This is a genomic window from Halomonas sp. LS-001, assembly GCF_052983955.1.
On the sequence record NZ_CM129816.1, the window covers coordinates 2,432,932 to 2,457,948 of the forward strand.

Consider the following 25,017-nt stretch of genomic DNA (forward strand, 5'->3'; position numbering starts at 1 on the left):
AGAGTTTCTTCTACAAAAGTTATCACTAGTTGTACAAAAAAGCTTTAAAACACGCATTTTTTTTCAACGGAGATTTCCAGGATCGGCGTACTGCGGGCGCGACGCCCTGTTTTTTATTACGGCATAGATCATCACGGCACAGGTTATTACGTGACAGTTTATTACGTCACAGAAGACTGAATGTCGCCCTGACGCGACCATGCCACTGATTGGCCCGGCCAATAAGGTGCCGGGTCAACAATAGGTTGCCGCGCCAATAGCTGGTCGACCAATAATCGCGTGGAAGCAGGCGCCAACACCAGGCCATTGCGGTAATGCCCAGCATTAACGTGAAGGTTATCAAACCCCGGCAGCTGCCCGATGAAAGGCACGCCATCCGGCGAACCGGGCCGCAGCCCTGCCCAGTGATGCTCAATCTCACAGTCGGCAAGCGCCGGAATAATACGCGTCGCGCTTTCCCATAGTGACGCCCGCGCTTCGTCAGACAGCGTTTTATCAAATCCCGTCTCTTCCAGGGTAGAGCCCGCCAGCACCCGCCCATCAGCGCGTGGAATGACATAGCGCCCGTCCATCAGCACCACGCGGTTGACAAGCCCAGGTGGCGCTTTAAAGACAATCATCTGGCCTTTCACCGGGCGCACCGGCAGGCTGACGCCCAGCGTGGCAAGCAGTTGTGCCGTCCAGGCACCGCCACACACAATGGTCTGCCCGCCTCGAAGGCTGCCCTTTGAGGTTTTCAGGCCCGTCACCCGAGTGCCGGATGTTTCAAAGCCACTGACCGCCACCCCTTCGCGCAGCGTTACCTGGGGCATGGCCGCCAGGCGCGTGCGCAAGGCACGCACCAGACGAGGGTTACGGATACTGCCAAGCGTCGGCATCCACAGCGCGGAATCACAGTTCGGCGCCGCCTTGGGCTCTCTGGCGTAGAGAAAATCGGCACTGACACGTTCCAGTGGCTTACTCACCTGCCGCGCCCAGGCCAGGGCGTTATCTTCATCATCGACCCGCAGGTAAAAAAGCCCCTTCTGGCGATATTCAGGGTCGATGCCGGTTTCTTCCAGCAGGCGCAACGCAAGCTCTGGATAAAAGCCTTCCGACCAGCGGGAAAGATTGGAAATGGCCGTACTGTAGCGCCAGGGGTAAAGCGGCGACACAATACCGCCCCCCGCCCAGGACGCCTCGCGCCCCGTTTCGCCACGCTCCACCAGGGTCACGCTAACGCCGCTATCGGCTAACTGCAACGCCGTCATCATACCGATGACGCCGCCGCCCACGATCAGGAAATCGCTCACATTACACTCCATCCAACGGCCAAGGGTTACGTAAAAGACACACAGCGCCAATCTTCATGCTGCTCCAATGCGCCGGCCAGTTGCAGCATGAGTTTGTCATCGCCCAGACGCCCCAACACCTGCACCCCGATGGGCAAGCCATTCTCCGCCGTGTGAAACGGCACTGACATGGCCGGTTGCCCGGTGAGGTTGGCCAGCTGGGTAAACGGTGTGTACTGCAAGGCATCTGCTGCCAGACGCTTTAATATTCCGGCTTTCAATGCCAGGGAAGGCAGGCCTGGAATAGCAAGCAATGACATCAACCGCTCGCGAACTGCCGAAGGGTAAAGCTCCCCGATTCTGGGGGCCGCGCCCGCCGCAACCGGCATGATCAAGGCATCATAACGCTGATGGAACTGGCTCATCTGCTCAGCCGCCACATGCCAGTAGCGCTTGGCTGTTTCGTAATCACGCGCCAACAGCCGGGCACCCAAACGACCTACCGCACGGGTGGAAGGCTCAATGGCCAAGCGAGATACGGCCACGCCGGTCTGCTGGCTGACCCACTGCAGATCCGCTGCCAGGTGCCCGAGATAAAGCGTCAGGTAACTATCGGCCAGGGCATCGCCATCCACCGGCGGAGAGCACCACTCAACCTCATGGCCCATGGCCTCCAACGCCTTGGCGGCTTTCTCCACCGCTATTTTCACCTCCGCGCTGACCTGGGTGCCAAGCCCCTGGCCGAGAAAATCCCCCATCGAGATAGCAATGCGCAACGGCTTAGGGGCAGACGCCAACGCCGCCACATAACCGGTTTCACGCGGAATGGGATAAGGGCCAGCGGGCGCCATGCCATTGATCTGTTCCAACAGCGCCGCACTATCACGCACGCTGCGGGTCAACGCATGCTCAATCACGGCGCCCTGCCACACCTCACCATGTGCAGGCCCAAGTGGCACTCGCCCGCGAGACGGTTTGAAACCGAACAGCCCGCAATAGCTGGCCGGAATGCGAATAGAGCCGCCGCCATCCCCCGCCAGGGCAATCGGCACCATGCCGCTGGCCACCGCCGTGGCAGACCCGCCGCTGGAACCACCGGGGGAATAACCTTTCTGCCATGGGTTTTGCGGGTGGGGAAAGGCCTTGGGTTCGGTAATCCCCATCAAGCCAAGCTCGGGTGTTGCGGTTTGCCCCATCACCACCAGCCCTGCCGCTCTCGCCCGGCGGATGATCAGCGAGTCTTCACTGGGGCACCACGCAGACAACGCCGCGCTACCAAAGGCCAACGGCTCACCGGAAATGGCCATCAGCAAGTCTTTACTCAAGGTAGGCACACCGGCAAACACCGAGCCTGCCGGGCATTGCTGGCTTTCCTGCTGCGCCTTAGCAAAGCGCGTTCTCACTACCGCATTAAGGCTGGGATCTAGCGTCTCAATCCCGCTTACCGCCGCCTCAAAAACCTCGTTCTGGCTGACCTCACCGCGCTGAATCAGCTCAGCAAGGCCGGTGGCATCGAATTGCCGATAGTCATCAAAGTGCATCGCAGGGCTCGCAGTTATTCAGGAAATGGCGGCGATGGAGCAGTAACAGCTTTTTCAGTACGGCCACTTTCTGGCGGAGAAAAAATCAGGCATCTGATTTGCTGGCATCGGCCTTGCGTAAAGAAATCCCTGCGCTAAATCACAGCCTAGCTCTTTAACCAGAGTATCTTGTTCAGTGGTTTCAACACCTTCTACCACCACCGTTAGGCCCAGGGAGTGCCCAACCGTAATGATCGCCTGCAAGATAGCCATATCACTGGCATTTTTCATTGTATGGTGAAGAAAGCCTCTATCAATCTTCAGGCTGGCAACAGGCAATTTTCGCAAATAAACAAGAGATGAGTAACCGGTGCCAAAATCATCAATAGATATATGGATACCAGCCTCTTTCAGTTTCCTCAATTGCTTTATTTGCTCCCCATCACCACCAATCACTTCGTTCTCGGTAAGTTCTACGCCTAATTGAGACGTCGTGAGCTCATACTTGTTAAGTGTTTGCAGAATGTAGTCAGCCAGGTTCTGATTAGTAAGTTGCTGACCCGATAAATTAATGTCAACGCGCATATTTTCAAGCACAGTACCCTTCCAGGCTTTAAGCTGCCTGCAGGACTCTTCAATCACCCAGTCACCGATTCGATTAATGAGTCCTGACTTTTCCGCTACCGGAATAAAAATCGCAGGAGAAACCGGCTGGGAGTTTTCATCGAAGCATCGCAAAAGAGCCTCACAGGAATATATATTTCCGTCTTTCAAATGAACCTGTGGTTGAAAATAAAGCTGCAGGCTCTCGTCCGCCAGGGCCTGTCGAAGAAGTGCGGTAATATTCTGATAATGAACTAATCGATCATTGATATCTGACGTGTAGAAACAAACACTGTTTTTACCAGACCCTTTCGCCTGGTACATGGCAGCATCAGCGTTACCCATAAGCCCTGCCACCGTTGAGCCATCTTCAGGATAAAGGCTGACGCCAAAACTGGCAGTCACCTGGTAACGCACCCCATCGAGAAAAAACCCTTGATCCAGCAAATTAATCATACGACGAAGCGTTTCATTAATGCCTTCCGGCCCATCAAAATTAAACAGCAACAGGACAAATTCGTCACCGCCAAAACGGCTCAGAAGATCACAGCCGCGAATTTCGTTATTCAGCCGCTCAGCTACCTTTTTCAAGAGATCATCACCATAATGATGCCCAAGGGTATCATTGATCAGCTTGAAGTTATCCAGATCAATAAATACCACAGCCACTTCGCTTTGCGGCATCCGTTCTGCAACGGAGAGATATTTGGATAACTCAAACTCCATTAACCGCCTGTTAGGCAGTTGGGTTAAGTCATCAAAATTTGCCATCCTATATAACGCGTTGTTTGCTTTTTTTTGTTCCTGCAGGCTGATGTCAATGCAGAACATTTCGTACTCGCCAGTATCCTGCTTGATCATCACATGACTGGAGTAAACTGGGATCAGATGACCATCTTTATGCTTTAGTTCAATTTCATCGGTGGGAATACTTACATTGTTGTCTATCCAATTACGATGAGCCGCAATCACGCCCTCACGCATATCATCCGGGATAATTAAATCTTCCAGTAATTGTCCTAGCGCCTCCTCTCTTGTATAACCATAGAGACGACGGCTTGCTTCATTCCAATAAATAACTTCGCGCTTCTTGTTATAACCCTGTACAGCGACCATTGGCAGGTTTTCAACCATCTCATAGAAACCCTGCACACTCCTGGATGCAGACGATAGAGAAGAGGCATAACTCTTGGCTGAGGAAAGAGGTATTTTAGAGCCACTTTTACTTGGCATTTTTCTTACCTCCTGATAATTTCCAGAAACATCTTCAGAAGCCCTTCCAAAAAACTTTCCAGAAACCTTTCCAAAAACGAGTGGAACGACAACTGTATGTTTGGTCACGTACCCGGGGTAGCAGACATCGTTTCTTTTATGAAGCCTCCATGTCAGGGTCTCAGATACAGCCCGTTAACGCCAGAACCTTATGATTAACGATTTTCTTCGCGATTATTATGAGTGTAGTCCTCCGATGTCGTTAAGACATACTACTTGCTGTACCTTGACATAGTGCTGCCGTTGTGAGGCTTGATGGACGGGTGATACGACGTTTTTCATGCGTCACAGCACATCAAGAAAAGCGCTGCAAAAGGCGCAAACAATCAGCCAGCACACTGAAAACCCTGTGTTTTATGAGGCTGAATATCTTTCAGATCATAGCCATCCAGAGCAGTTTTACCTTGTCTCGCTGACGGTACAGGAAAACCACATTAACCAGACGTCGGCACTTCCACGACGAGATCAGGCAAGAAGCAAGGTGTTGTAAATTCATCGGGATACCCGCCTGGGTTAGCGATAATGCGTGTTCCCAGATGGACCCGTAGGTGATGACCACTTTAGGGCCATACCAAGCGCTGCGGCTGGACCTGGCCTGCCCCGCCCTCAAGCGATCTCTGATCAAACCCCCTCAAGTGTAGCGCTGAGTGGAAGAAACGTCTTTTTCAAACGCTTAAGGTTGTAAAAAATTACCATCTAAAAAGCGAGGAAATCATGAGCCGTATCCACCGCAGCGTTTGCAACGCTTACAGAAGGCAGCGGCAAGTCACTCCCGAAAACATCGCAGTAGGTTGAACCGACGCCGTTCAGGCATGTTGGGCACATCGGCCTCATTGACTGCTGGGAGTTGGGTGCTGTTACCGATAAAGACACGTTGCCAGCGGCCTTTCCTCGTGCGGTCAGATTCGCGCCGGTAGCGGTAACATTGAACGGTATGAATATAAAACAGGTATAGATCGACAGTTTTTCCAAAAAAGTCAAACATTTGCAACGGGCTGTTTGGCTACCCTACCCAAAACAAACATTTGACGGAAACTAACTAATGAAAAATAACCAAGATATAACAAATGTCTATCCAGACTTAGGAAGTTCTCATTTCCCCACCCCTGATTTAATAAACATAAATCTTCCTAGTGTTGAGACTCCTTGGAAATATGCCGCACACTATTGGCGTGGCACAATACGAAACCTACTTATAAAGCACAGGCTACAGTCTGTGAATACACCATGCTATGCCACCGACTTTCATCTTTCACCTGTGCTCAAAGAGCGCTGGAAAGTTTTTTTTGACAAGATGCAACCACACCTAAAATCTAATAGCGATGTGCCTTTTCTCTATAGCCAAAGCGTTGGCACCTTGTTATATACAAAAATATTTTCTGATCTTAATTTCAATTTCAGACATCTACTGCATGTCAAACATAAGACTGAATACCCAAAAGGCGCCTCTGCTTACATCCAGGCGCACCAGCAAAACGTTGCCTGCCGACTCAAGCAAGTATCGAGCATACCGCGTAATCGCGCTCTAGTCATTTTGGAAGCCCAAATCACCAACTCAGATAAAGAGTTAATTGGTCGAGTAGAAGACAGCTTTTTAATACGAAACCTCAAACCGGAAGACATTAAAAAAATACCTAAAGCCACGTCCAGCTCAGACGAATTAATGGGGTTGAGAAGACGCACATCTAAACTTGAATCCGATATCGAAAGCACCAGTCAACAGACACAAATAGGCAATGGCATGGCACGGGGCTTTGGAAATATCTCAGGTGACATGAACCCGGTTCACACTTCAAATCTCGGCGCCAAATTATTTGGTTTCAAGAGACCATTTTTACAAGGCCTTTGTGTTCGCAACCTTGTTACCCATTGGCTTGCGGATAAGAATGATACAATTGATCAGATAGAGATGACATTTACCAACCCTGCTTATGTTCAGCAATGTGCATTACTGCGTGAGAAAGATGGTTATTACGAGGTCGTTAGTGAAGAAGGACAGTTAATTGCTTTTGGACATGTAAATCGCCCACCGAACGCCGATGCAAGTATGTAGAGAAATAGGGCTCTTCGTTATTTCATGTGGATTTCGCATGATCAAACAGGCATCAATACCTGGTCAGCGCCGTATCGTGACCGGCGAGCCTCGCGGATCCTTTGTTGCATCAGGTTGGCATTTAAATGGCTGTGTCGGTTAGCGACCCTAACCTCCTACATTTGATTTCCTCCTACATCAGTTTGTGGGGTTTCTGTCAGGGTGAGCTGGCGATTGGCTTTCGGAGACAGATCCAGCAGCATCACATCAGCCTTGTGATAGTGATAACCTTTCCGCCAAAGATGCCTGAGTCCCTGCATCGCGACCGCAATCAGCTCTCGGCTATCGTCACTGGGTCGGGGCAAATCCCACCGAGACAGGGATTCCCGTCCACTGTTTAACGGTAGCGCGTAGTTTGTGTCCACGTTTCTCAAGGGTATCTGGGTCAAAATCCTGAAATCCGACAAAGCTCTCATCAATCGAATAGATTCCGATATGGGGTGAGAATCCGGCCAATACTTCGTTGACTCGCTGCGACATATTTCCATAAAGCACGTAGTTGCTTGATAGCACAATCACCTGGAGACGCAAGGCAGGTGACAACAGGTGCCTGGCGTTTCCCATCTCGACACCAAGCGCTTTCAGCTCATTTGATCGAGCGACAATACAGCCGTCGTTATTGGAAAGCCTCCCCCCACCACCCCCCCCCCCTTCAAGTGCTGGGTTGAAGACCCGCTCGCAGGAAACATAGAAGTTATTGCAACCCACCAACGCCATTACAGCAAACCAAACAGCATATCGTCCAACAGGCCGACCAGCGCATCACGCAGACCGCTAACCTTAAAAGCATTGTAGCTTACGATGCTTAGATGCTGACATTATTCACTTAAGTCGCTTTGCGTTTACTTAATGTCGCTTAATGTCAACGTAGGCCGGTCGCTTATCACCACAATAAGCCAACCATTCAGCCCAGTAACGGAGACATCATTGAATAAGAACGTGATTTTAACCTGTGCAGTCACTGGTGCAGGCGATACGACAGGCAAGAACCCGAATGTTCCCATCACGCCTGAACAGATTGCCAACGACTGTATTACGGCTGCAAAAGCCGGCGCTAGCGTGGCCCATATTCATGTGCGCGACCCCGAAACAGGTGGTGTAAGTCATTCACAGGCGCACTTCAGTGAAATCATGGCACGCGTTCGTGACTCAGGCGTTGATATTGTGATGAACATTACCGCTGGCGGCGGCGGTGACTGGATTCCGGATGCGCTGGACCCAACCTTAGGGGGGCCTGGCACCGATATCCAGACACCCGAGCAACGCCATGCGCCTGTCAAAGCCCTTCTGCCCGAACTCTGCACCCTCGACTGCGGCAGCCTTAACTTCGGTGACATGGTGTATATCAACCCGGCTGACTGGCTACGTGAGCATGCCCGTCTTGTCCAGGCTGCCGGTGTCAAACCCGAGCTTGAATGCTTTGATCTGGGCCATGTTTGGTTTGCGCGCCAGTTACAGCAGGAAGGTCTGATTGACGGTGACCCGCTCTACCAGCTCTGCCTCGGTATTCCCTGGGGAGCTGAGGCCGATACCGAAAGTATGCTGGCCATGTGCAACAAACTACCTGACAACGCTCATTGGGCAGCGTTTGGCATTGGCCGCCAGCAGATGCCCATGCTGGCTCAGGCGGTTCTTCTGGGTGGCCATGCCCGTGTTGGCCTTGAAGATAACCTTTATCTGGAAAAAGGTGTCATGGCAACCAATGGTCAGCTGGTAGAAAAAGCGGCTTCCATTATCACTAACCTTGGGGCCAACATCATGACTCCTGCAGAGACACGCGTTCACCTGTCTCTGCGCGATCCGCACGGGTCTCACCGTTCAGGAGGTGATGTATGAGCCTCCAGCTGACAGTCATCGGCACCGGCGTTATCGGTAATGGCTGGATTGCCCGAGCTCTGGCACAAGGCTGGGACGTTGTTGCCTTTGATCCAGCCCCTCAGGCACCCGCACGCACACGTGCTTTTATTGACAATGCCTGGTCGTCTTTAACCCGCCTAGGCTTGGCAGAAAACGCCAGCTCATCACGCTTACGCTTCGTCGACAGCATTGAAGAGGCCGTGACGGATGCGGATCTGATCCAGGAAAACGTACCTGAACGAATTGAGCTGAAACGCGACGTACTGGCGACCTTGGATGCCGCTGCAAAAAAGCACGTCATCATTGGCTCATCCACCTCAGGCTTCAAACCCAGCGATTTACAGAAGGACTGCCAGAAAGCCCCTGGGCGCGTGATCGTTGCCCACCCTTTCAACCCGGTCTACTTACTGCCGTTAGTGGAGCTGGTGGGAGGCAATGCCACGCAATCAAATCACATAGATACTGCCATGGCACGTTATCAGTCACTGGCCATGCGGCCTTTGCAGGTACGCAAGGAAATAGAGGGTCATCTGGCAGATCGCCTAATGGAAGCACTTTGGCGTGAAGCTTTGCATTTAGTAAATGATGGCGTCGCAACCACTGAAGAAGTCGACGCGGCGGTGGTCTATGGTTGTGGTTTACGTTGGCCACTGATGGGGACTTTCCTGACCTTCCACCTGGCAGGAGGAGAGCAAGGCATGCGCCATATGCTGGAGCAGTTTGGCCCGGCTCTCAAGCTACCCTGGACCAAGCTTGAAGCACCTGAACTCACCGATGAGCTGATTGATCGTGTCGTTTCAGGCTGTGAGCACCAGGCGGCCGGACGCCCCGTGGCAGAACTGGATCGCCGCCGGGATGATTTCCTGGTGGAGCTTCTTGGCCTGGTACAAAAATACTGGCCCGAGGCCGAAGGCCTGGAAGGGCGTATTTGATGGTGATTCTGGAAAAACGCGTTGCCAGTGAATGGGTTGACTATAACGGCCATATGAACGACGCCGAATACGCTCGAGTCTTCTCACTTTCCGTTGACGCTCTCATGGAAAAAGTTGGCTTGAACGCCACAGACCGTAGCCGACATCGCTATACCCTCTACACCCTTGAGACGCACCTGTGTTATCGCCGTGAAGCTCACGAAGGTCAACCACTGAGCGTAACGCTGAGCCTGCTGGATCAGGATACCAAGCGTCTGCATCTTCTTTTCAGGATGCAGGATGAAGAAGGCAACCTGCTGGCCAGCAGTGAGCAAATGCTGATGGGCATGGATCTCGATAGCGGCCGCCCTGCTCCCTTTCCAGCTCCTGTTGAAGACGCCATTTTGGCTTTACCACGGTCGCCTTCTTCGGCCTGGCCAGAGCTGGTTGGTCGCACCATCGCTATTCGCCGTTAAAGCTCCCGTTAAAAAAACAAATACCGTCCGCAACTCTGACGGCCCATTGGGATTACCGGCCCGACGTCCGGTTAATGAGGAATATACTATGGATACTCCCCCGCATCGACCCAGACCCTCTTCGCCTGTCGACTCACCCAAAGTTGAGCTCAGTACAGACTATATGGTGACCGAGCTGGCCCAAGGTGGCTTTTTTCAAGGCATGCATAAAGGCATGACTCTGACCGCTAGCAGCCTGGTACTGCTTTTCGTGCTGTTTACCGGGTTTAGATCAGAAACAGCCAGCAGCCTCTTTGGGGCTACGCGCGCATGGATTGAAAGTACCTTCAGCGCCTACTACTTGATTACCGTTATGCTGCTGTTAGTCGTATGCGTTTTTATTGTTTTCAGCCGTTATGGCAGCATACGGCTCGGCACGGATGACAGCCGCCCTGAGTTCAGCAATTTTGCCTGGTTTTCCATGCTCTTCTCAGCGGGTATCGGTATTGGCATACTGTTTTTTGGCGTTGCTGAGCCCATTTTCTACCTTGATGATACCGGCGCCTTTGGCTACCCCAATAACCCGCATGCAGATATGGCGGGCGCCACAGCGATCGGGCACGATCGCGCGATCGATGCATTACGCGTAACGGTTTTTCATTGGGGGCTTCACGGCTGGGCCATCTATGTCATCGTAGGTATGTCGCTGGCTTATTTTGCTTATCGCAAAGGGTTGCCTCTCGCCCTGCGCTCGGCGCTACACCCCTTTATTGGGGAGCGCATCTTTGGCCCCATCGGGCATCTGTTCGATATTCTGGGCGTATTGGGGTGCGTCTTCGGGGTAGCGACATCTCTCGGGCTTGGTGTTAGCCAAATGGCCGTCGGTCTGGAGCGGCTGGTGGGTGTCGACCCTGGTCTCAATACTCAGCTGATGCTTATCGCAGGCATTTCTGTCATTTCCATACTGTCTGCTGTGACGGGCGTGCGCGGCGGTATTCGTCTGATTTCCGAGATGAATATCTGGGTTTCTCTGGTCGTTGTCGGCACGTTTCTCATTGGTGGGCCCACGCTGTGGCTTATCATGGCATTCGGTGAGACGCTGCTGGATTATGTTGTCAACGTCATTCCCATGGGGCTTTGGTATGCAGAAGAGGAACAGACTGCCGCCTGGCAACAGGGCTGGACAATCTTCTACTGGGCCTGGTGGCTGGCGTGGGCACCTTTTGTCGGTCTTTTTATCGCCCGGATTTCCAAGGGCCGCACATTACGGGAATTTGTGCTGGGGGTTCTTTTTGTTCCTACGATGATCATCTTTATCTGGCTGATTATCTTTGGGGGCAACGCCATGCATCAGGAGCTCAATGCTGTGAATGGGCCAGGTACCGCTGGTATTATCGAGCTTGTTAACGCCTGGAACCTGCCTTCTGCCCTGTTTGCGACCGCTGATGGTATAGTCAACAATGACACTTTTAGCTGGTTACTTTCAGCAATGATGGTTTTCCTGCTGATGAGCTGGTTTGTGACGTCGTCGGACTCCGGCACTTTGGTATTAACGACGATTTTATCGCTGGGCACCGATGAGCCACCAAAACGCTTCCGTATTTTCTGGGGTGTCGTTATTGGCCTGGTGGCCGCCGTTCTTCTGATTGCCGGTGGTCTTACGGCATTGCAGACAGCACTCATCGCTGCGGCCTTACCACTCAGTTTCGTTATCATTGTGATGACAGTCGGCGTACTCCTTTCGCTGTTCCGCGAGACACTCGAAGCAAGGCGCAGAAGACGCTAAATTAGCAATACTGATGATATCAGGTGCGCTACAGCACCTGATGATTAGTCTCAAACCAACTCAGGTATCAGACTGGCACCGGACTTCCATCGGTGAAACCCCAAACTGTGAGCGAAACGCACGTGCAAAACTGGAGCTCGCAGAAAACCCACAGGCAACGGCTACATCCAGTACGGCCATATCTGTCTCCATCAACAGACGCTGAGCGCGACTTAAACGGAGTGATAAATACCATTGACGGGGTGTTCGGTGTAGCTGATCCTCAAACAAACGCTGAAGATGGCGGGAAGACACCCCCACCCGCTCGGCGATTTCTTTGAGAGAAAGGGGGGCTTCCAGATGGCGTTCCATCATCGCAATGGCTTCAATTAAGCGCCGGTTGTGGGTTCCTAAGCGGCGTGCGAGCGTCATTCGTTGCTGATCATGCCGGTTTCTAAGGCGCTCATGAATAAGCTGCTCGGATACATCCACCGCCAGCTTGGCGCCGTGACGCTGCCTGATAACTTCTAGCGTCATATCCATAGCGGCGGCACCACCTGCACAGGAGAAACGATGCTCACCCAGCTCAAAAAGCTCGTCAGATGTATCGACTAACGGGAAGCGTTCCTGGAAGGCGGGCAGACTTTCCCAATGCAACGTTACCCGCTCTCCTTTGAGTAACCCCGCCTTAGCCAAGACGAAGCATCCTGTGTCAATGCCACCTAACGCACACCCTGCATCCTCTAAGCGATGCAACCAACTGACTAATGGTCGCGTCACATATATATCGGGTTCAAAGCCACTACAGACCGCAAGTGATGGCAAATCAAGATACTCCCCAATCGGCTGATCAACCAGAAGTGTCATACCGTTACTGGCGCTCACCGGTTCACCATCCAGGCTGAATAACGTCCAGTCAAACAGTGGACGCCCACTCATACGGTTGGCAATTCGAAGAGGTTCGACAGCAGAGAAAAATGCCATCATTGAAAAGCGAGGTAATAAAACAAACCCTATTCGCTCTGGCATTTCGCCATGATAGTTTAAACGCAATTCGCTGACTCCTTATCAAGAGTCGTTATAGGAAGAGTTTTTTCTGACAATCAGATCGAGCTAGCTCAAAGTAAAGCTCAAATTATTAGTCTACCCTCTGAAACCGGAGAGCAGGTCCTTCTTCACCCAGGGTCTGTCAAAGAGACCTTGTCGGCCATCAACGATTGCCCGCTCTCTTGATGTCGATAAACGCGCCGCAAAGCGCTGTCAATACCGTCTACCATAAATAAGTAACTTCACCTCAGGCACTGGTAAGCTATTCAGTAATCTGGTTCACGGAATATGTAGGTGTAGGGTCAAAATAGCGGCCATGATTGCCAACCTGATAAAGCCATTAGCTTTCCTTTTCCAGTGGAGGTTTTGGGCCATTTGTTTTGTGGTCGCGATCTTTGCGGCGCTGACGTGCCAGCGCATTACCGTTAGCTAATTGAACCAAGAGCTCGACTTCGGCTTCACTTAAAGGCTGGCTTTTGCGTTGCGACATAGCTACCAACTTCTAAGGGCAAAACTCAATATTATCTTTCCCACATGACACTTCGGTGAAAGAAAACTGATACCTAAATCCGTGATGGCGGCGCCGATACTTTTCCTATCACCGCCAGCGAGAATTTTTTGATGGCGTCATAAGTCGCTCATACCCAGGTAAAGCGGACCCATATAGCTCTTGATCACACCGCTGGAACATATCCCTTGTGACGAGGGGAAGCGGCTATTGATGTTGTCGACGCCGGCGATTTCAAGGTTTCAGCTGGTGGTCAAGAAGTTATCTGACTGGCGAGAGTGCGACTGCCAGCGCGGAATTTGATTGAGAGAATAGAGCAAGCCGGATGAAAGGTTAAAATAATTTTTTTTATTATATATCAGCTATTTACTGATATTTTCTAGGTACTGATCTCGCCAATGGAAAGCTCAGAAAATAATTGCCAACGTAGTCATATGCTAGATATAATGTAAACAATAACAATTATTATTCATATAATTAAGGCCAAGGGATTTACATGAAAATGAAATTTAGCCTTTCTCCGCGCTCTGTTTCTCACTCTACGCTTGTCGTGCTGTCATTTCTTATCACCGGCTCTACTCAGCTCGCGTTGGCTCAGGCCACGCCCGCGCCGTCGCAATCAGGCGAAGGCGCCCAGATGTTGAACCCAATAACCGTGTTCGGTGAGGTGGATACATCGGCGCAACGCGCGGTACAGCTGAAGGCTTCAGCGCCTAATTCGATTGAAGTCATCACAGCGGAGCAGTTACAGCAATATAACGAGCAAGCCCTGGGAGATGCTTTACAGCGCGTGCCAGGTGTCACTTATGACGGTGCCAACCGCTCGCGTGAAGTTCGCTTGCGAGGCCTGCCAGGAGAGTATACCCAAGTGCTGGTAAACGGGCGGCCAATGATTGATGGTGAATCCAGGCGCGGCTTTGAAGTCGACCGAATCCCCACCGGGCTGGTAGAACGGATCGAGGTGGTTCGCTCGCCACGGGCCAGCCTGCCGGGCCAGGGTGCGGCAGGCACGGTCAATATAGTTCTGAAAAACGGCGTCGAGCAGATGCAAGAATCCGAGCTTGCGGTTGGTGCTGGTCATCTGGAGGGCAATGGCGAGCAGGGTGAGCTGAGTTTTTCGACCGCCACCAAGGCAGGTCCTCTGGACATCATGCTGGCTGGCTCTGTGCAGCGTTTTCGGCGCAGCGAGAGCAAGGATGAGTTCGAGTTCGATGCTGGCGGAGCACCCGACGGTGGAAAACTTGAACTCAACGAGCGGCGCTTTGACCAAATCAATCTGATGCCGCGGCTGGCGCTGCAAACCGACGAACTGGGGCGTTTCGAGCTTGATCCGTTTTATCTGCGTACCACGGAATTTCGTGATGACATTGAGACCGATCTGGAAGCAGATCAAGTGACGCTTAAGCGGGTGAGTAACGAGAACCGTGAACGGGTACGTGAGAGCTATGGCTTTCGTGCTGGCTGGCAGCGCCATGTTACCAAGTCCGCAAGTCTGCGCATGAATCTCGACTGGCAACGGGGGGAGACCGACACCGAGCGCGACGAGACACGCTTCAACGCTGATGGCAGTGTGAACCGGGAACGCCAGCGGACTGAACTCATTGACCTGGAAATGACTCGCCCGGAAGCGACTCTACAAGTGCAAGCCAACAACCATTCATTAAATTTTGGTGTTGGTGCCGAGTTGCGCGGGCATGACGAAACAAACGGCGAAATTCGCGATGGGTCACAGCGTCCGCCGCGCGAAGACCGGATATTTGAAATTGACGAGGATATCCTTTTCGCTTTCGCCGAGGATGTGTGGCAGGTGCGTGATAACTTGCAAGTCACTGGTGGCCTGCGCCTTGAAAATTCGGAAACCGAAACAACAGATTTTTTTGGCGAATCAACCGCCAACGATGCCGATTTTCTGTTGCCATCGCTTAATGCGGTGTTTAGCGCAACACCACAGACGGATCTGCGACTCGGTGTTGCGCGCACACTACGGCGACCGGATTTGCGTGACCTTTCGCCCTCCATTGATGAAGAAGACGGCACAGCCGCTGATCCTGATATTCAGGGCAATCCACGGCAGGATCCGGAATCCATCTGGGGTCTGGATCTAGGTGTTGACCACTATTTTGCTGATAATCGTGGCCATGTTTCGCTCAACCTTTTTGAGCGGATGTTTGAGGATAAAATCGAAAAAGTTACTGAACAGGATGGTAATCGCTTTGTGGCCACCCCGCAGAACGTGGGCGATGCCCGAGCCAGGGGCATTGAACTTTCAGCGCGTGCACCACTTACTGGCATTGGCCTTGACGGTTTCACCCTTTGGGGCAACGCAGGCTATACCGACTCCAGCGTTGATGAAATCAACGACGGTTCTCGTCCTTTCCTCAATCAACCGGACGCGTTCGGGAACATCGGTGTCGATTATTTCGTTGCGCCCTGGAACACGACCCTGGGCGTTGCCGTCAACCACGTCACATCGGTTGATCAGACTCAGCCGCTCACCGGCGGCGGATTCCTCGACCAATCGATTGAATCACGCACGCGGCTTGACCTATCCAGCAATACCGAGCTAGCCGATGGCCTGAACTTGTCGTTAAGCATCACTAATCTGCTCGGCCAGGCTGAAGACCGGGTCGACCAGATTCGGGATGATAATGGTGAGACTCTCTCTACTACCCACACCAGCGAGCCCACTTACCAGGCGGTGTTTGCACGCCTGAACTGGACCTATTGATAGCTGCTTTTACAGTCTCCCAATTTGAAGTGAGCGATCCAAACCGCTTTCGGGCAAGGTTTCTGTTAATCTTGCCCGAATTTTTTATCGACAATCCGGGGTCAATTTTATTTTGAATATTCTCCGACGCTCCCTGGTTCAGGCAATAGCTCTCGGGTTAGTGGCTCCTTGGGCTTATGCACAAGTGCTCCACGACCCCGTTAACCTGAAAGTTTCAGAAAATCAAAAGCGTATCGTTGCCCTCGACGCTTTTTTTGCGGAAATGCTGGCTGCGATGGGATTGCCACCTGTGGCCATGCCGATGCGTGCTAGTGGCGCTCCCCCGCAGCACCTGGCAGACGCGCTGGGCGATGTCGTTTCGGTTGGATTACACAGTGCGCCCGATTACGAGGCGGTTATTGGTATACGACCCGATCTCATCGTCGGTCAGGCTGCTCGGTTTGCCAGCGAGACTTCCCTGCTGGGGTCCATAGCGCCAACGTTGTTGCTGAACGAGCCGGCAGACGACTGGCGCGAATTCATGACAGCATTGGCGAACAGGCTGGGTCGTCAATCTGAGGCTGAACAGGCGATCAATGCCTATGATCGGCGCGTGGCAAACATGCGTGAAACTCTTGGCAATCGCGGGCGCCGGCCCACGGTGCTGCTATTGCGGGTGCGCCAGAAAGATATCCGGATTTATGGCGGTGAACGGCGGGCAGGATTGGTAATGTATCGCGACCTTGGGCTGATACCCCATGCGCTGACCCCAATAGATAAAAAGAACATTACCATTTCAATGGAGATCATCCCGCAGATCGACGCTGATGTTCTACTGCTGATGGCGGAAGATGAGGCGCGCATGAGTTCAATCGAGCAAACCGAATTGTGGCGCCGGTTGCCAGCGGTGCAGGCCGGGCGGGTTCATCGCGTTAACATGGCGTGGTGGAATCAGTCCGTCGGGCCGATCAGCTTTGGGCGTGTTCTTGATGATATCGGCAATATATTTGGACTGTCTGCATGATATATCAAGAACCACTGCGAGTATCATTAGTGCTGATGATGATGATCAGCATTTCAGCCCTATCACTAACACAGGGGGCAGGTAACGCTGACGCGACTACACTCATGGAAGTACTGAGTGACTTAAATTCGCAGAACACCGATCATCTGGTTCTGCGTGATCTGCGCATGCCCCGTGTGCTGGCTGCGTTGATGGTTGGGGCCGCTTTGGGCGTTGCCGGGGCATTGATGCAGGGGGTGACACGCAACCCGCTGGCCAGCCCCACATTGATGGGGTTGAATGCCGGGGCTGGTCTGGGACTGGCGAGCGTATTGGTCGTCGCGCCCGGGGCGCCTTTCGTCGCGCTGATCGCCAGCGCGTTTCTGGGCGCGGGTATCGGTGTAGGACTTTCACTCGGGCTAGGACTGGCGGCGGGCGGTGCATCTGCGCCGCTGCGGTTAGCGCTGGCCGGTGCTGCGGTGTCAGCGCTGTTGGGAGCGATAGGCAGTGGTGTGGTGATCGTTGGCGAAATCGCCCAGGATGTGCTTTTTTTCACCGCCGGTGGTGTGCAGGGAGTTGGCTGGGATGAACTCCGCCTGGCAGCACCCTGGATCGTTACCGGGCTGCTGATTGCGTTGCTGGCCAGTCCTGCCGTGTCGCTTCTGGCGTTGGGAGAAGATGTAGCGGCTTCGCTGGGTGCGCGAGTCATTCTGACACGCTCCGTTGCCGCCGTCGCAACCCTGTTACTTGCCGGGGCAGCAGTCGCCATCGCCGGGCAGGTCGGCTTTATCGGGCTGGCCGCTCCCCATCTGGCCCGCTTCAGTGTTGGCCAGGACTATCGCCGGATTATTCCAATGGCCGGGCTTATCGGAGCCACCCTGCTGGTTGGGGCTGACCTTGCCGCCCGGACGCTTAACCCGCCCCATGAAACGCCGGTGAGCCTTTTGACCGCGCTCATTGGCGCGCCCGTGTTGATCTGGATAGCGCGACGCAGCGCGCGGGCTGTATGACGAAAGCCATGAAATCTTCCTCGCCTATTCTCATCGTCGGGCTGGTCTTTTTGGCGTTGGCGACGTTATCGCTTGGGACCGGATCAATGAACATTGATCCATCTGCGCTGTTCAGTGCGCTCCTGGGTACGGGTGATCCGGGCACTTCCCTGATCGTCTGGTCGATACGGTTGCCGCGGCTGGTGCTGGCAGCGCTTGCCGGAGCGTCGCTGGCGCTCGCGGGGACGATTCTCCAGGGGATTACTCGAAACGGTCTTGCCGACCCCGGCATTCTGGGGCTAACCGCCGGAGCAGGACTCGCGGTGACAGGTCTCATCTGGCTCCAATCCAATGGCATTGCCGTCGAGCCCCACTGGCGACCGGCAGTAGCGTTTGCGGGCGCCGCCTTCGCGGCGATCGTCACCGCTGTCGCCGCGCGGCGGAGCGGTGTGATTGCGCCCGTGCGCCTGCTGCTTGCCGGGATTGGCATGAACGCGCTGATTGGTGCGGTAACTTTAGTGATTGCCATGGGTCTTGATCGAGAGCTTTACAGTGCGGCAACAGTATGGCTGTCCGGCAGCCTGTCGGGAGCTGGTTGGTCTGCGAGCGCTACACTGGCTCCCTGGCTTGCCATACTGGCGTTGGCACTGGCAGCGCAGACCCGGCAGCTTGATTTATTGTCCCTTGATGATGAAACCGCGGCAGGCAGAGGACTTGCGGTCGATAGCTGTCGGCTGCGTGCTGCTGCAATCGCGGTGGGTCTTGCTGGGGCAGGTGTGGCATTTTCCGGCGGTATCGGCTTTGTCGGCCTTGTTGCACCCCATATGGCACGTCTTATGGTCGGACCGAAACATGCGGTGGCGCTGCCGCTGGCAGCACTTTGCGGAGCAGCGGTCACGGTTGCTGCTGACCTTATCGGGCGGAGCGTCTTTGCGCCGGTAGAATTGCCAGCCGGAATCGTTGCCTCTGCTCTGGGAGCGCCCTGGTTTATCTGGCTCATGTGGAACGGAAAGGACAAGAAAGGATGACCATCGAAGCCCACCACCTTCACTTTCACTACGAAAGCGAGACCGTGATCAACGACCTGTCGCTTGCGATCATCCCGGGCGAAATCACAGCGCTCGTGGGGCCGAACGGATCAGGTAAATCAACGTTGCTCAAGGCTCTGGCGCGCATTCTGCGCCCACAACGCGGCGAAGTGCTGTTGGAAGGTAAGCCGATTCAATCTTGGTCAGCGCGGGCTGTCGCCCGCAGATTGGCCTTGCTGCCACAATCCCCTGAAGCACCCATGGGGCTTAGCGTGCGAGATCTCGCGGGCTATGGCCGCCACCCCTGGCGCCAGGCCTTCCAGGGCTCGGCGCCAGGGGATCGCGCGACCGTAGACCGTGCGCTGGCACTTGCCGGGATGACATCGTTCGCAGACCGCATGCTGGGATCCCTGTCGGGTGGCCAGAGACAGCGAGCCTGGATTGCCATGGCGCTGTCGCAGGATACCGATATTTTGATGCTTGACGAGCCCACCAGCTTTTTGGACATGGCCCATCAGGTTGAGTTGATGCAACTTGTCGAGAGGCTGAATGCCGAAGAGGGCCGGACGATTGTCATCGTACTACACGATCTCAATCAGGCCGCGAGAATTGCGCATCGAATGGTTGTGCTTAATCAAGGATCGATTGCCGCCGACGGCAAGCCAGCGGAGGTAATGACGGCGCAGATGCTGCGCCAGGTTTTCGGGGTCGAGTCGGACGTCATTTTAGATCCACGCAGGGGGACACCTCTGTGTTTACCCTATGCGGCCTACTCCGGCGGGCCCGATTTCGGCTCCTGATTTTCGATTTTACATCATGCTTTGTTGTCTCAGAGCGCGTCGGCTCAATTGACTGTTAAGATCGGGGAAAACGCAAAATGATCATAGCTCCGATCGCCAGCAGCACAATAGCTCCAGCCTCAAACAAAATGTTCTGTGGATTCATGTCCTTGCCCTGCAGGACGATCAGTCGCGCCAGTGCCGTAATCGCGATAAAAATCGGGTAGACAAACACTGAGCCCTGTCCGGTGTAGGACACTGCCACCATAGCAACTACCTCGGTATAGAGAAACAGCAACAGAATATCGGCAAGTTCAACCTCCCCTTTTTCGTAGACTCCCAGAATTTCCACCCCCGCCGCACCCAGAGTCAGAAGCCCTGTCACAATCAATAGCAGCTTCTGGATAAGGTTAAAGCCCCCAACCACGATAACCTGTTCTTTACTGCTGATTTGCGGAGTTTCAGGTCTGTTTTCATCCGGATTGTCGGTCTTAGGGGTACTGCTCGAATCTGGATCTTTCATGACCGTACCTTTTCCGAAAAAAATTGTCATTGAAGTGTCTTTTTGGCGAAGTTAACGTAAATAATAATCGCCAATAAGACCAAAGAACGGGCGCCTGTTTCCATAGGGCGCCCGACTCTACTCTAGACGTATCTTCGACGCTTGAAACTCACCTTGTCAGCATAGTCATCAATCTTGCCGATTCGGCGGATATCCGCCCAGGTTCCTTTGTAATAAGGGATATGATGGCGGTCGGTCCAGGGGGTGACCAGGTCTCCCATCACCGAGTTGAAGTACATGGCCATCATGAACACCTGGCCCGGTTTGATGTCCGGTTCCAGATACGCTATCGCCGTCGTGGCACCATAGTCATTGAATAGCTCCAACAGATCGCCGGATTCAATGCCAAGATCCTTTGCATCTTCCGGATTGATTTCCAGCGGGGACATGGGATAGCGGCCGCGACGGAATTCAACGTGCTGATCATGGTAAGCACTTTGCCAGATCTGGTTGGTACGTCCATTGTTGATCCAGAATCGATACTTCTTGCGTTGCTCATCGACCATCTCTGGAAAACCGTTCCAGGGCGCTGGCAGGAAATGTGCTTTGCCATCGTCAGTATCGAACTTGTTGTCGGTGTACAGCATTTCCGTCCCGATCAACTCGCCATTTTTGTACTCTTTAATGGGCAATTGAACGCCGTTATTGCCCGCAGCGCGCAGCCGGTCATAGGTGGCCAGATGACCTGTAGCCCCGCCCTGGCTATGAATAACCGGTGCCCCGGGCTGGCCGGCACGACGGAAGCCGTCGTTGTAAGCGTCTTCTTCGGTTTTCCAGTCGAAACCTTCAAAGCGCTTGGCCATGTCGGCATTGCCCTCTGCTTCATAAAGCTTGCGCAGGGCGTTGGCAATGTCGGCGGCAATCAGGCAGTCCGGCTTGGCAGAGCCTGGGGGGTCCATGAATTTCTCCGATAGACGCAGGCGCCGCTCGCCATTCATCGAGGTCAGGTTCATTTCACCGGTATGCGCGGCAGGCAGCACCATGTGCGCGGCCTCGACAAACTTGGTGGCATAGAGGTCGATGACCGTTACGAACAGGCCGCCATCCTCCTTAACCGCTTTATGGATGACTTTCGCCATCTCCTCCGGCCCGGCACCGCGCACCTGGCGCATGGCCTGCTTGACGATATCACTGCGACGCAGGACTTCATTGCGGTACTGCTCGGCATTTAGGGTGGTCTGGAAGGAATTGCAGGCCCAGGAGGTCAGCATCTGGCCATTACCCTGGAGGATCTCCCGATCCACGTAAGGGGCTGGACGACCACCTGGATAAGGCGGCCGGCAGTAGCCTTCCTGGTGGCCGCCCATCCGTACAACGCCAGTTCCCCGGCGACCCACGTTGTGGGTGGCCAGCGCCAGATCCACAAGGGCGGATTGGATGCGATAGTTATCGTTGCCCCAGATAATGCCTTTTTCGTAGCCGTGCATGGTACGGGGGGAGTGGCCTGATTCTTTTGGTTTATAGGCCCATTCCGCGGCCTGGATGATTTTGTCCTTGCTGATGCCGGTAATGCGACTGGTTTCATCCAGGCTTATGCGATTGGCGTTAACGGCATCCTCGAAGCCGGTAGTGTACGCCTTGATAAATTCGTCATCCTGCCAGCCTTGGTCAACCACGTAGGTCAACAGGCCGTTGAACAGAGCGGTGTCGGTGCCCGGCTCGATATCCAGGAACAAGATGTTATCGTTATCGATTGCCTCCTCAAGAAGGGCCACTGTGAGAGCCCTGCGGGGGTCGATCAGAATGATCCGGGTTGGCTGGATGGTTTCGCCTTCGTCGTAGACTTCCCGCTTTCTGTCCACGGACTGGCCGGAAAGACCAGCAAGCCAGTGGTTGAGGAAATAGTTGGTCTGGGTCTCATAGGCGTTAGCGCCAACGGTGAAGATGCAATCCGCTATCTGGGCGTCTTCGTAGCTGTTGTTCAGCTCGCCGATGCCCATGTCACGAGTGGCGTGGCATTCGGAATTGTAGGCCGGGCGGTTATGTTGGCGAACCATCTTTGTGCCCAGCCCGGTGAAGATCAGCTTGCCGGTACCCCAGGTATTCTCGAAGCCCCCGCCAGCACCACCGTGATCAAACAGATTGAACATCAGCTGGTCCGGGCCGGCATCATCCAACACCAGCTTGGTCAGATGGCTGTAGAGAGCAATGGCCTCTTCCCAGCTAGAATCCCGCCATTCATCGCCGGCGAGAACCCTCGGGTATTTTACCCGCTTACTGCCGACCGGTGTCTGTGGCGAGTACATGATGGACGCCATCTGGCCCCCACGGGTAGAGGACAGCCCACCGTTTACTTTGCAATCCTTGTCCGGCAGGATCATGATCCGATGGTAACTACCATCGTCGTCCTGGATGACATTGGTCATCGTCTGGGTCATGGTGACTTGCAAGGGCGGGACCTGTTTGCGGAAATCTAGGCCGAGGGCATTTTGATCAGGCGCCAGCCCGCCTTCCTGATCAGCGGGCCATTTGTACACATGATAACCGCAGCCGACGATGCAGAAATGGCAGCAGGTTTGAGTTTTCTGGGCGTTAGCCGGGGGTAATGCAATTCGACCCTCTTTGTGTTCAAACATAATGCATTCCTCCTCAGGCGCTTGGCAAAATATTGGCCTGGCGGCCATAGATAAGACCTTCTACACCAACTGCCGTGATAGAGTCATCGGAATCCTTGTAGCTTAAAAGAATCCGGGGCAGGTTTTCCGTCGCCTGGCCAGATACCATCTGGCCATTCAGTTCAGAATCAAACACGCTGAAGTGGCAGGGGCATTTGAAGGTGCGCTCCTCGACGGAATAGTTGACCGGGCAACCCATATGGGTGCACAGAATGCTGTAGGCAACAATATCGCCGTCTGGACCTATGCCACCCTGGGTTTTACGACCGGTCTTCACCAGAGTGCATGGTGACGAAGCATCCGGATAGGTAAACGACACTGGCTGTCCGACTTTCAGATCGCCCGCTTTGCTGACCGCAGTCGTGGGGTAGTCCAGATTTACTTTGCCGGGCTGCTTGCTGCCCTCAGCGGCATGGGCCGGGTTCAACAGCAGGCTCCCTCCCAGAGCGGCTGATCCCGCTGCGGTCGTGCCGGTAAAGGCAAGGAACTGTCTTCTTGAAAGTTTCATCTCACTCTCCAGATCTTTTTCTTATGGGTGCATTTACAACCCTTACAGGCATTCCGTTAAGGTCGCCTAAAGCCTGATCATTCACCACTTGCCGGCAGACTGGCATAAAAAGCCGCCAGGTTGGCAATATCGTCGGCGCTCAGCGCCGTCGCCTGGCCCTGCATGGTCAATGCCTGGCCACCGCTACGCTGCTTGTTTTTATAGGCATTCAGCGCCGACACCAGATATTGCTCATTTTGACCCGCCAGATTCGGATAACCCGGTATCTGGGCAATGCCGTTTTCACCGTGGCAGGCTGCACAGACCGCTGCCTTGGCTTCGCCAGCTTCGGCATCCGCAGCGGCCGAAAGTACGGGGAAGGTCGTGCCTAGTACAAACAGGCCGGCAATCGTATAGCGTTTTAGACTCATGAGATTTATCCTTTTATATTTTTTAAGCACGATTAGGTGCCTTTCTTAATGACCTTAGGAAGCCACACAGTGGTAGTCAACTAACCTCAGACAGTACGTTAATCTTTTCTTAAACGACTGTCGGAGGAGCGTGGCCGACTCAGGCTGGTTCAGCTAACTCTTGTATACCCCGTGCACACCATCTCTTTCGATGGGGCTGTACCGCCAACAAATTCAATTAATTGCATATCAGACCGCATCGGGGCCTGTACCCGGCACCAGAAACTCCGGTGATTCGTCAGCGGGTTTTTGCGCCAACTCAGCGTCGGTCAGGCGGGCATAGATTTCAATCAGCGTGCCATCAGGGTCGGTCAGCCACAGCTCATGCAGGGGCGTGCCCTTCCAGGTGGTGCGCGGCGGCTTTTCAATGAGCGCGCCAAAGGCGACGGCCTTGTGATAAGCCGCGATCACCGCATCCCGGTCAGCAACACCGATACCCAGGTGGTAGAGGGTGTCGTGGTGCAACGCCTTGCCGTCTGAAACCACCAGGACAAAATTGAGGTTCAGGTCATTGCGAATAAAGGTCGCATAGCGATGAGTCCATTCCTTCGGCCAGGTGTTCAGCAGCCAAGCATAAAAACGCACGCTGCCAGGTAGATCCCCGACGCGAATGCTGCCATGAAACTCTTCCGCCGAAGGGCTTTGCGGTATGTCGAGCAAGCCTGACAAAACGGCGATGCGGGCTTTGATCTGATCGCGAGCGATGCGGAACTGTGCCAGGTATTCTTCACGGTTCTGGTCGCTCGTGCCGCTGGCCGGGTCGCTGATTGGCCAGTGCAGGCGTTTCACTTTGCCCGGCAGAAGCGGGCAGACTTCTTCGGCGCACAGGGTAACGACCATATCGATTGCGGCTGGGTCGATGGCGTCCACTGACTTGCTCTGTTGCTGGCTGATATCGATACCGATTTCCGCCATGGTCGTGATGGCGTGCGGATGAACCTGCGATGGCTGGGAGCCGGCGCTCATCACCTCGCCATTTTCGCCCAACAGTTGCCTTGCCAGGCCCTCTGCCATTTGGCTGCGGGCTGAGTTGGAGACACACAAAAACAGAATTCGGGTCATAGTGGTTCCTCAAG

At 53.9% G+C, this 25,017-nt stretch carries 21 protein-coding genes; 10 read left to right on the forward strand and 11 right to left on the reverse strand.

Features of this window, described 5'->3' with window-relative positions:
• Window positions 1-161: 161 nt before the first annotated feature.
• From thiO to ACU6TU_RS11065, 3 genes are read right to left on the reverse strand one after another with little or no spacing between them, the layout of a single operon-like run.
• Window positions 162-1,292, reverse strand: a complete 1,131-nt coding sequence (thiO, locus tag ACU6TU_RS11055; protein ID WP_447141468.1) for a glycine oxidase ThiO — start codon at window positions 1,290-1,292, stop codon at window positions 162-164.
• A gap of 26 nt (window positions 1,293-1,318) precedes the next feature.
• Window positions 1,319-2,812 (reverse strand): amidase, encoded by a 1,494-nt coding sequence (locus ACU6TU_RS11060; protein ID WP_447141469.1) that lies wholly within the window; start codon window positions 2,810-2,812, stop codon window positions 1,319-1,321.
• A gap of 54 nt (window positions 2,813-2,866) precedes the next feature.
• Window positions 2,867-4,735: a bifunctional diguanylate cyclase/phosphodiesterase gene (locus ACU6TU_RS11065; RefSeq protein ID WP_447141470.1), complete on the reverse strand. Its 1,869-nt coding sequence runs from the start codon at window positions 4,733-4,735 to the stop codon at window positions 2,867-2,869.
• A 973-nt stretch (window positions 4,736-5,708) separates the two neighbouring features.
• On the opposite strand from ACU6TU_RS11065, the gene ACU6TU_RS11070 reads away from it, so the two are divergent.
• Window positions 5,709-6,719 carry a MaoC/PaaZ C-terminal domain-containing protein gene (locus ACU6TU_RS11070; protein WP_447141471.1) on the forward strand — a complete coding sequence of 337 codons (1,011 nt, stop codon included), beginning with the start codon at window positions 5,709-5,711 and terminating at the stop codon, window positions 6,717-6,719.
• A gap of 155 nt (window positions 6,720-6,874) precedes the next feature.
• Here ACU6TU_RS11070 and ACU6TU_RS11075 read toward each other — a convergent pair whose 3' ends face one another.
• Both ACU6TU_RS11075 and ACU6TU_RS11080 read right to left on the reverse strand, forming a co-directional pair.
• The gene (locus ACU6TU_RS11075) at window positions 6,875-7,018 is read right to left on the reverse strand and encodes a hypothetical protein (RefSeq protein ID WP_447144232.1); all 144 of its coding nucleotides are present in this window, start codon (window positions 7,016-7,018) and stop codon (window positions 6,875-6,877) included.
• A gap of 28 nt (window positions 7,019-7,046) precedes the next feature.
• On the reverse strand, window positions 7,047-7,475 hold the full coding sequence (locus tag ACU6TU_RS11080) for a Y-family DNA polymerase (RefSeq protein WP_447141472.1): 429 nt from the start codon (window positions 7,473-7,475) through the stop codon (window positions 7,047-7,049).
• A 210-nt stretch (window positions 7,476-7,685) separates the two neighbouring features.
• Between ACU6TU_RS11080 and ACU6TU_RS11085 the strand changes: the two genes are divergently transcribed.
• The 4 genes from ACU6TU_RS11085 (at window position 7,686) to ACU6TU_RS11100 (ending at window position 11,767) form a co-directional block, all read left to right on the forward strand.
• Window positions 7,686-8,594 carry a 3-keto-5-aminohexanoate cleavage protein gene (locus ACU6TU_RS11085; RefSeq protein WP_447141473.1) on the forward strand — a complete coding sequence of 303 codons (909 nt, stop codon included), beginning with the start codon at window positions 7,686-7,688 and terminating at the stop codon, window positions 8,592-8,594.
• Window positions 8,591-9,547, forward strand: a complete 957-nt coding sequence (locus tag ACU6TU_RS11090; RefSeq protein WP_447141474.1) for an L-carnitine dehydrogenase — start codon at window positions 8,591-8,593, stop codon at window positions 9,545-9,547. The genes ACU6TU_RS11085 and ACU6TU_RS11090 overlap by 4 nt, the downstream gene beginning before the upstream one ends.
• The gene (locus tag ACU6TU_RS11095) at window positions 9,547-10,002 is read left to right on the forward strand and encodes a thioesterase family protein (RefSeq protein ID WP_447141475.1); all 456 of its coding nucleotides are present in this window, start codon (window positions 9,547-9,549) and stop codon (window positions 10,000-10,002) included. Before ACU6TU_RS11090 ends, ACU6TU_RS11095 begins: the two co-directional genes overlap by 1 nt.
• Before the next feature lie 163 nt (window positions 10,003-10,165).
• Window positions 10,166-11,767, forward strand: a complete 1,602-nt coding sequence (locus tag ACU6TU_RS11100) for a BCCT family transporter (protein ID WP_447144233.1) — start codon at window positions 10,166-10,168, stop codon at window positions 11,765-11,767.
• 60 nt (window positions 11,768-11,827) lie between these two features.
• Here ACU6TU_RS11100 and ACU6TU_RS11105 read toward each other — a convergent pair whose 3' ends face one another.
• Complete coding sequence (locus ACU6TU_RS11105) at window positions 11,828-12,799, reverse strand: GlxA family transcriptional regulator (protein WP_447141476.1); 972 nt, start codon at window positions 12,797-12,799, stop codon at window positions 11,828-11,830.
• Between the two features lie 998 nt (window positions 12,800-13,797).
• Between ACU6TU_RS11105 and ACU6TU_RS11110 the strand changes: the two genes are divergently transcribed.
• From ACU6TU_RS11110 to ACU6TU_RS11130, 5 genes are all read left to right on the forward strand, one after another.
• On the forward strand, window positions 13,798-16,029 hold the full coding sequence (locus ACU6TU_RS11110; protein ID WP_447141477.1) for a TonB-dependent receptor plug domain-containing protein: 2,232 nt from the start codon (window positions 13,798-13,800) through the stop codon (window positions 16,027-16,029).
• 112 nt (window positions 16,030-16,141) lie between these two features.
• Window positions 16,142-17,032 (forward strand): iron-siderophore ABC transporter substrate-binding protein, encoded by an 891-nt coding sequence (locus ACU6TU_RS11115; RefSeq protein ID WP_447141478.1) that lies wholly within the window; start codon window positions 16,142-16,144, stop codon window positions 17,030-17,032.
• Entirely contained in the window at window positions 17,029-18,021 is a 993-nt protein-coding gene (locus ACU6TU_RS11120; protein ID WP_447141479.1) for a FecCD family ABC transporter permease, read from the forward strand. The genes ACU6TU_RS11115 and ACU6TU_RS11120 overlap by 4 nt, the downstream gene beginning before the upstream one ends.
• An 8-nt stretch (window positions 18,022-18,029) precedes the next feature.
• Window positions 18,030-19,028, forward strand: coding sequence for a FecCD family ABC transporter permease (locus ACU6TU_RS11125; protein ID WP_447141480.1), 999 nt, complete (start codon window positions 18,030-18,032; stop codon window positions 19,026-19,028).
• Window positions 19,025-19,828 (forward strand): ABC transporter ATP-binding protein, encoded by an 804-nt coding sequence (locus ACU6TU_RS11130; protein ID WP_447141481.1) that lies wholly within the window; start codon window positions 19,025-19,027, stop codon window positions 19,826-19,828. Before ACU6TU_RS11125 ends, ACU6TU_RS11130 begins: the two co-directional genes overlap by 4 nt.
• Window positions 19,829-19,883: 55 nt before the next feature.
• On the opposite strand, the gene ACU6TU_RS11135 is transcribed toward ACU6TU_RS11130, so the two are convergent.
• The 5 genes from ACU6TU_RS11135 to ACU6TU_RS11155 form a co-directional block, all read right to left on the reverse strand.
• Window positions 19,884-20,330: a phosphate-starvation-inducible protein PsiE gene (locus tag ACU6TU_RS11135; protein WP_447141482.1), complete on the reverse strand. Its 447-nt coding sequence runs from the start codon at window positions 20,328-20,330 to the stop codon at window positions 19,884-19,886.
• A gap of 122 nt (window positions 20,331-20,452) precedes the next feature.
• Window positions 20,453-22,945 (reverse strand): arsenate reductase (azurin) large subunit, encoded by a 2,493-nt coding sequence (locus ACU6TU_RS11140; protein ID WP_447141483.1) that lies wholly within the window; start codon window positions 22,943-22,945, stop codon window positions 20,453-20,455.
• 13 nt (window positions 22,946-22,958) lie between these two features.
• Entirely contained in the window at window positions 22,959-23,492 is a 534-nt protein-coding gene (locus tag ACU6TU_RS11145; protein ID WP_447141484.1) for an arsenate reductase (azurin) small subunit, read from the reverse strand.
• 77 nt (window positions 23,493-23,569) lie between these two features.
• On the reverse strand, window positions 23,570-23,902 hold the full coding sequence (locus ACU6TU_RS11150; RefSeq protein ID WP_447141485.1) for a c-type cytochrome: 333 nt from the start codon (window positions 23,900-23,902) through the stop codon (window positions 23,570-23,572).
• A gap of 228 nt (window positions 23,903-24,130) precedes the next feature.
• The gene (locus ACU6TU_RS11155) at window positions 24,131-25,003 is read right to left on the reverse strand and encodes an arsenate reductase/protein-tyrosine-phosphatase family protein (protein ID WP_447141486.1); all 873 of its coding nucleotides are present in this window, start codon (window positions 25,001-25,003) and stop codon (window positions 24,131-24,133) included.
• Window positions 25,004-25,017: the final 14 nt, after the last annotated feature.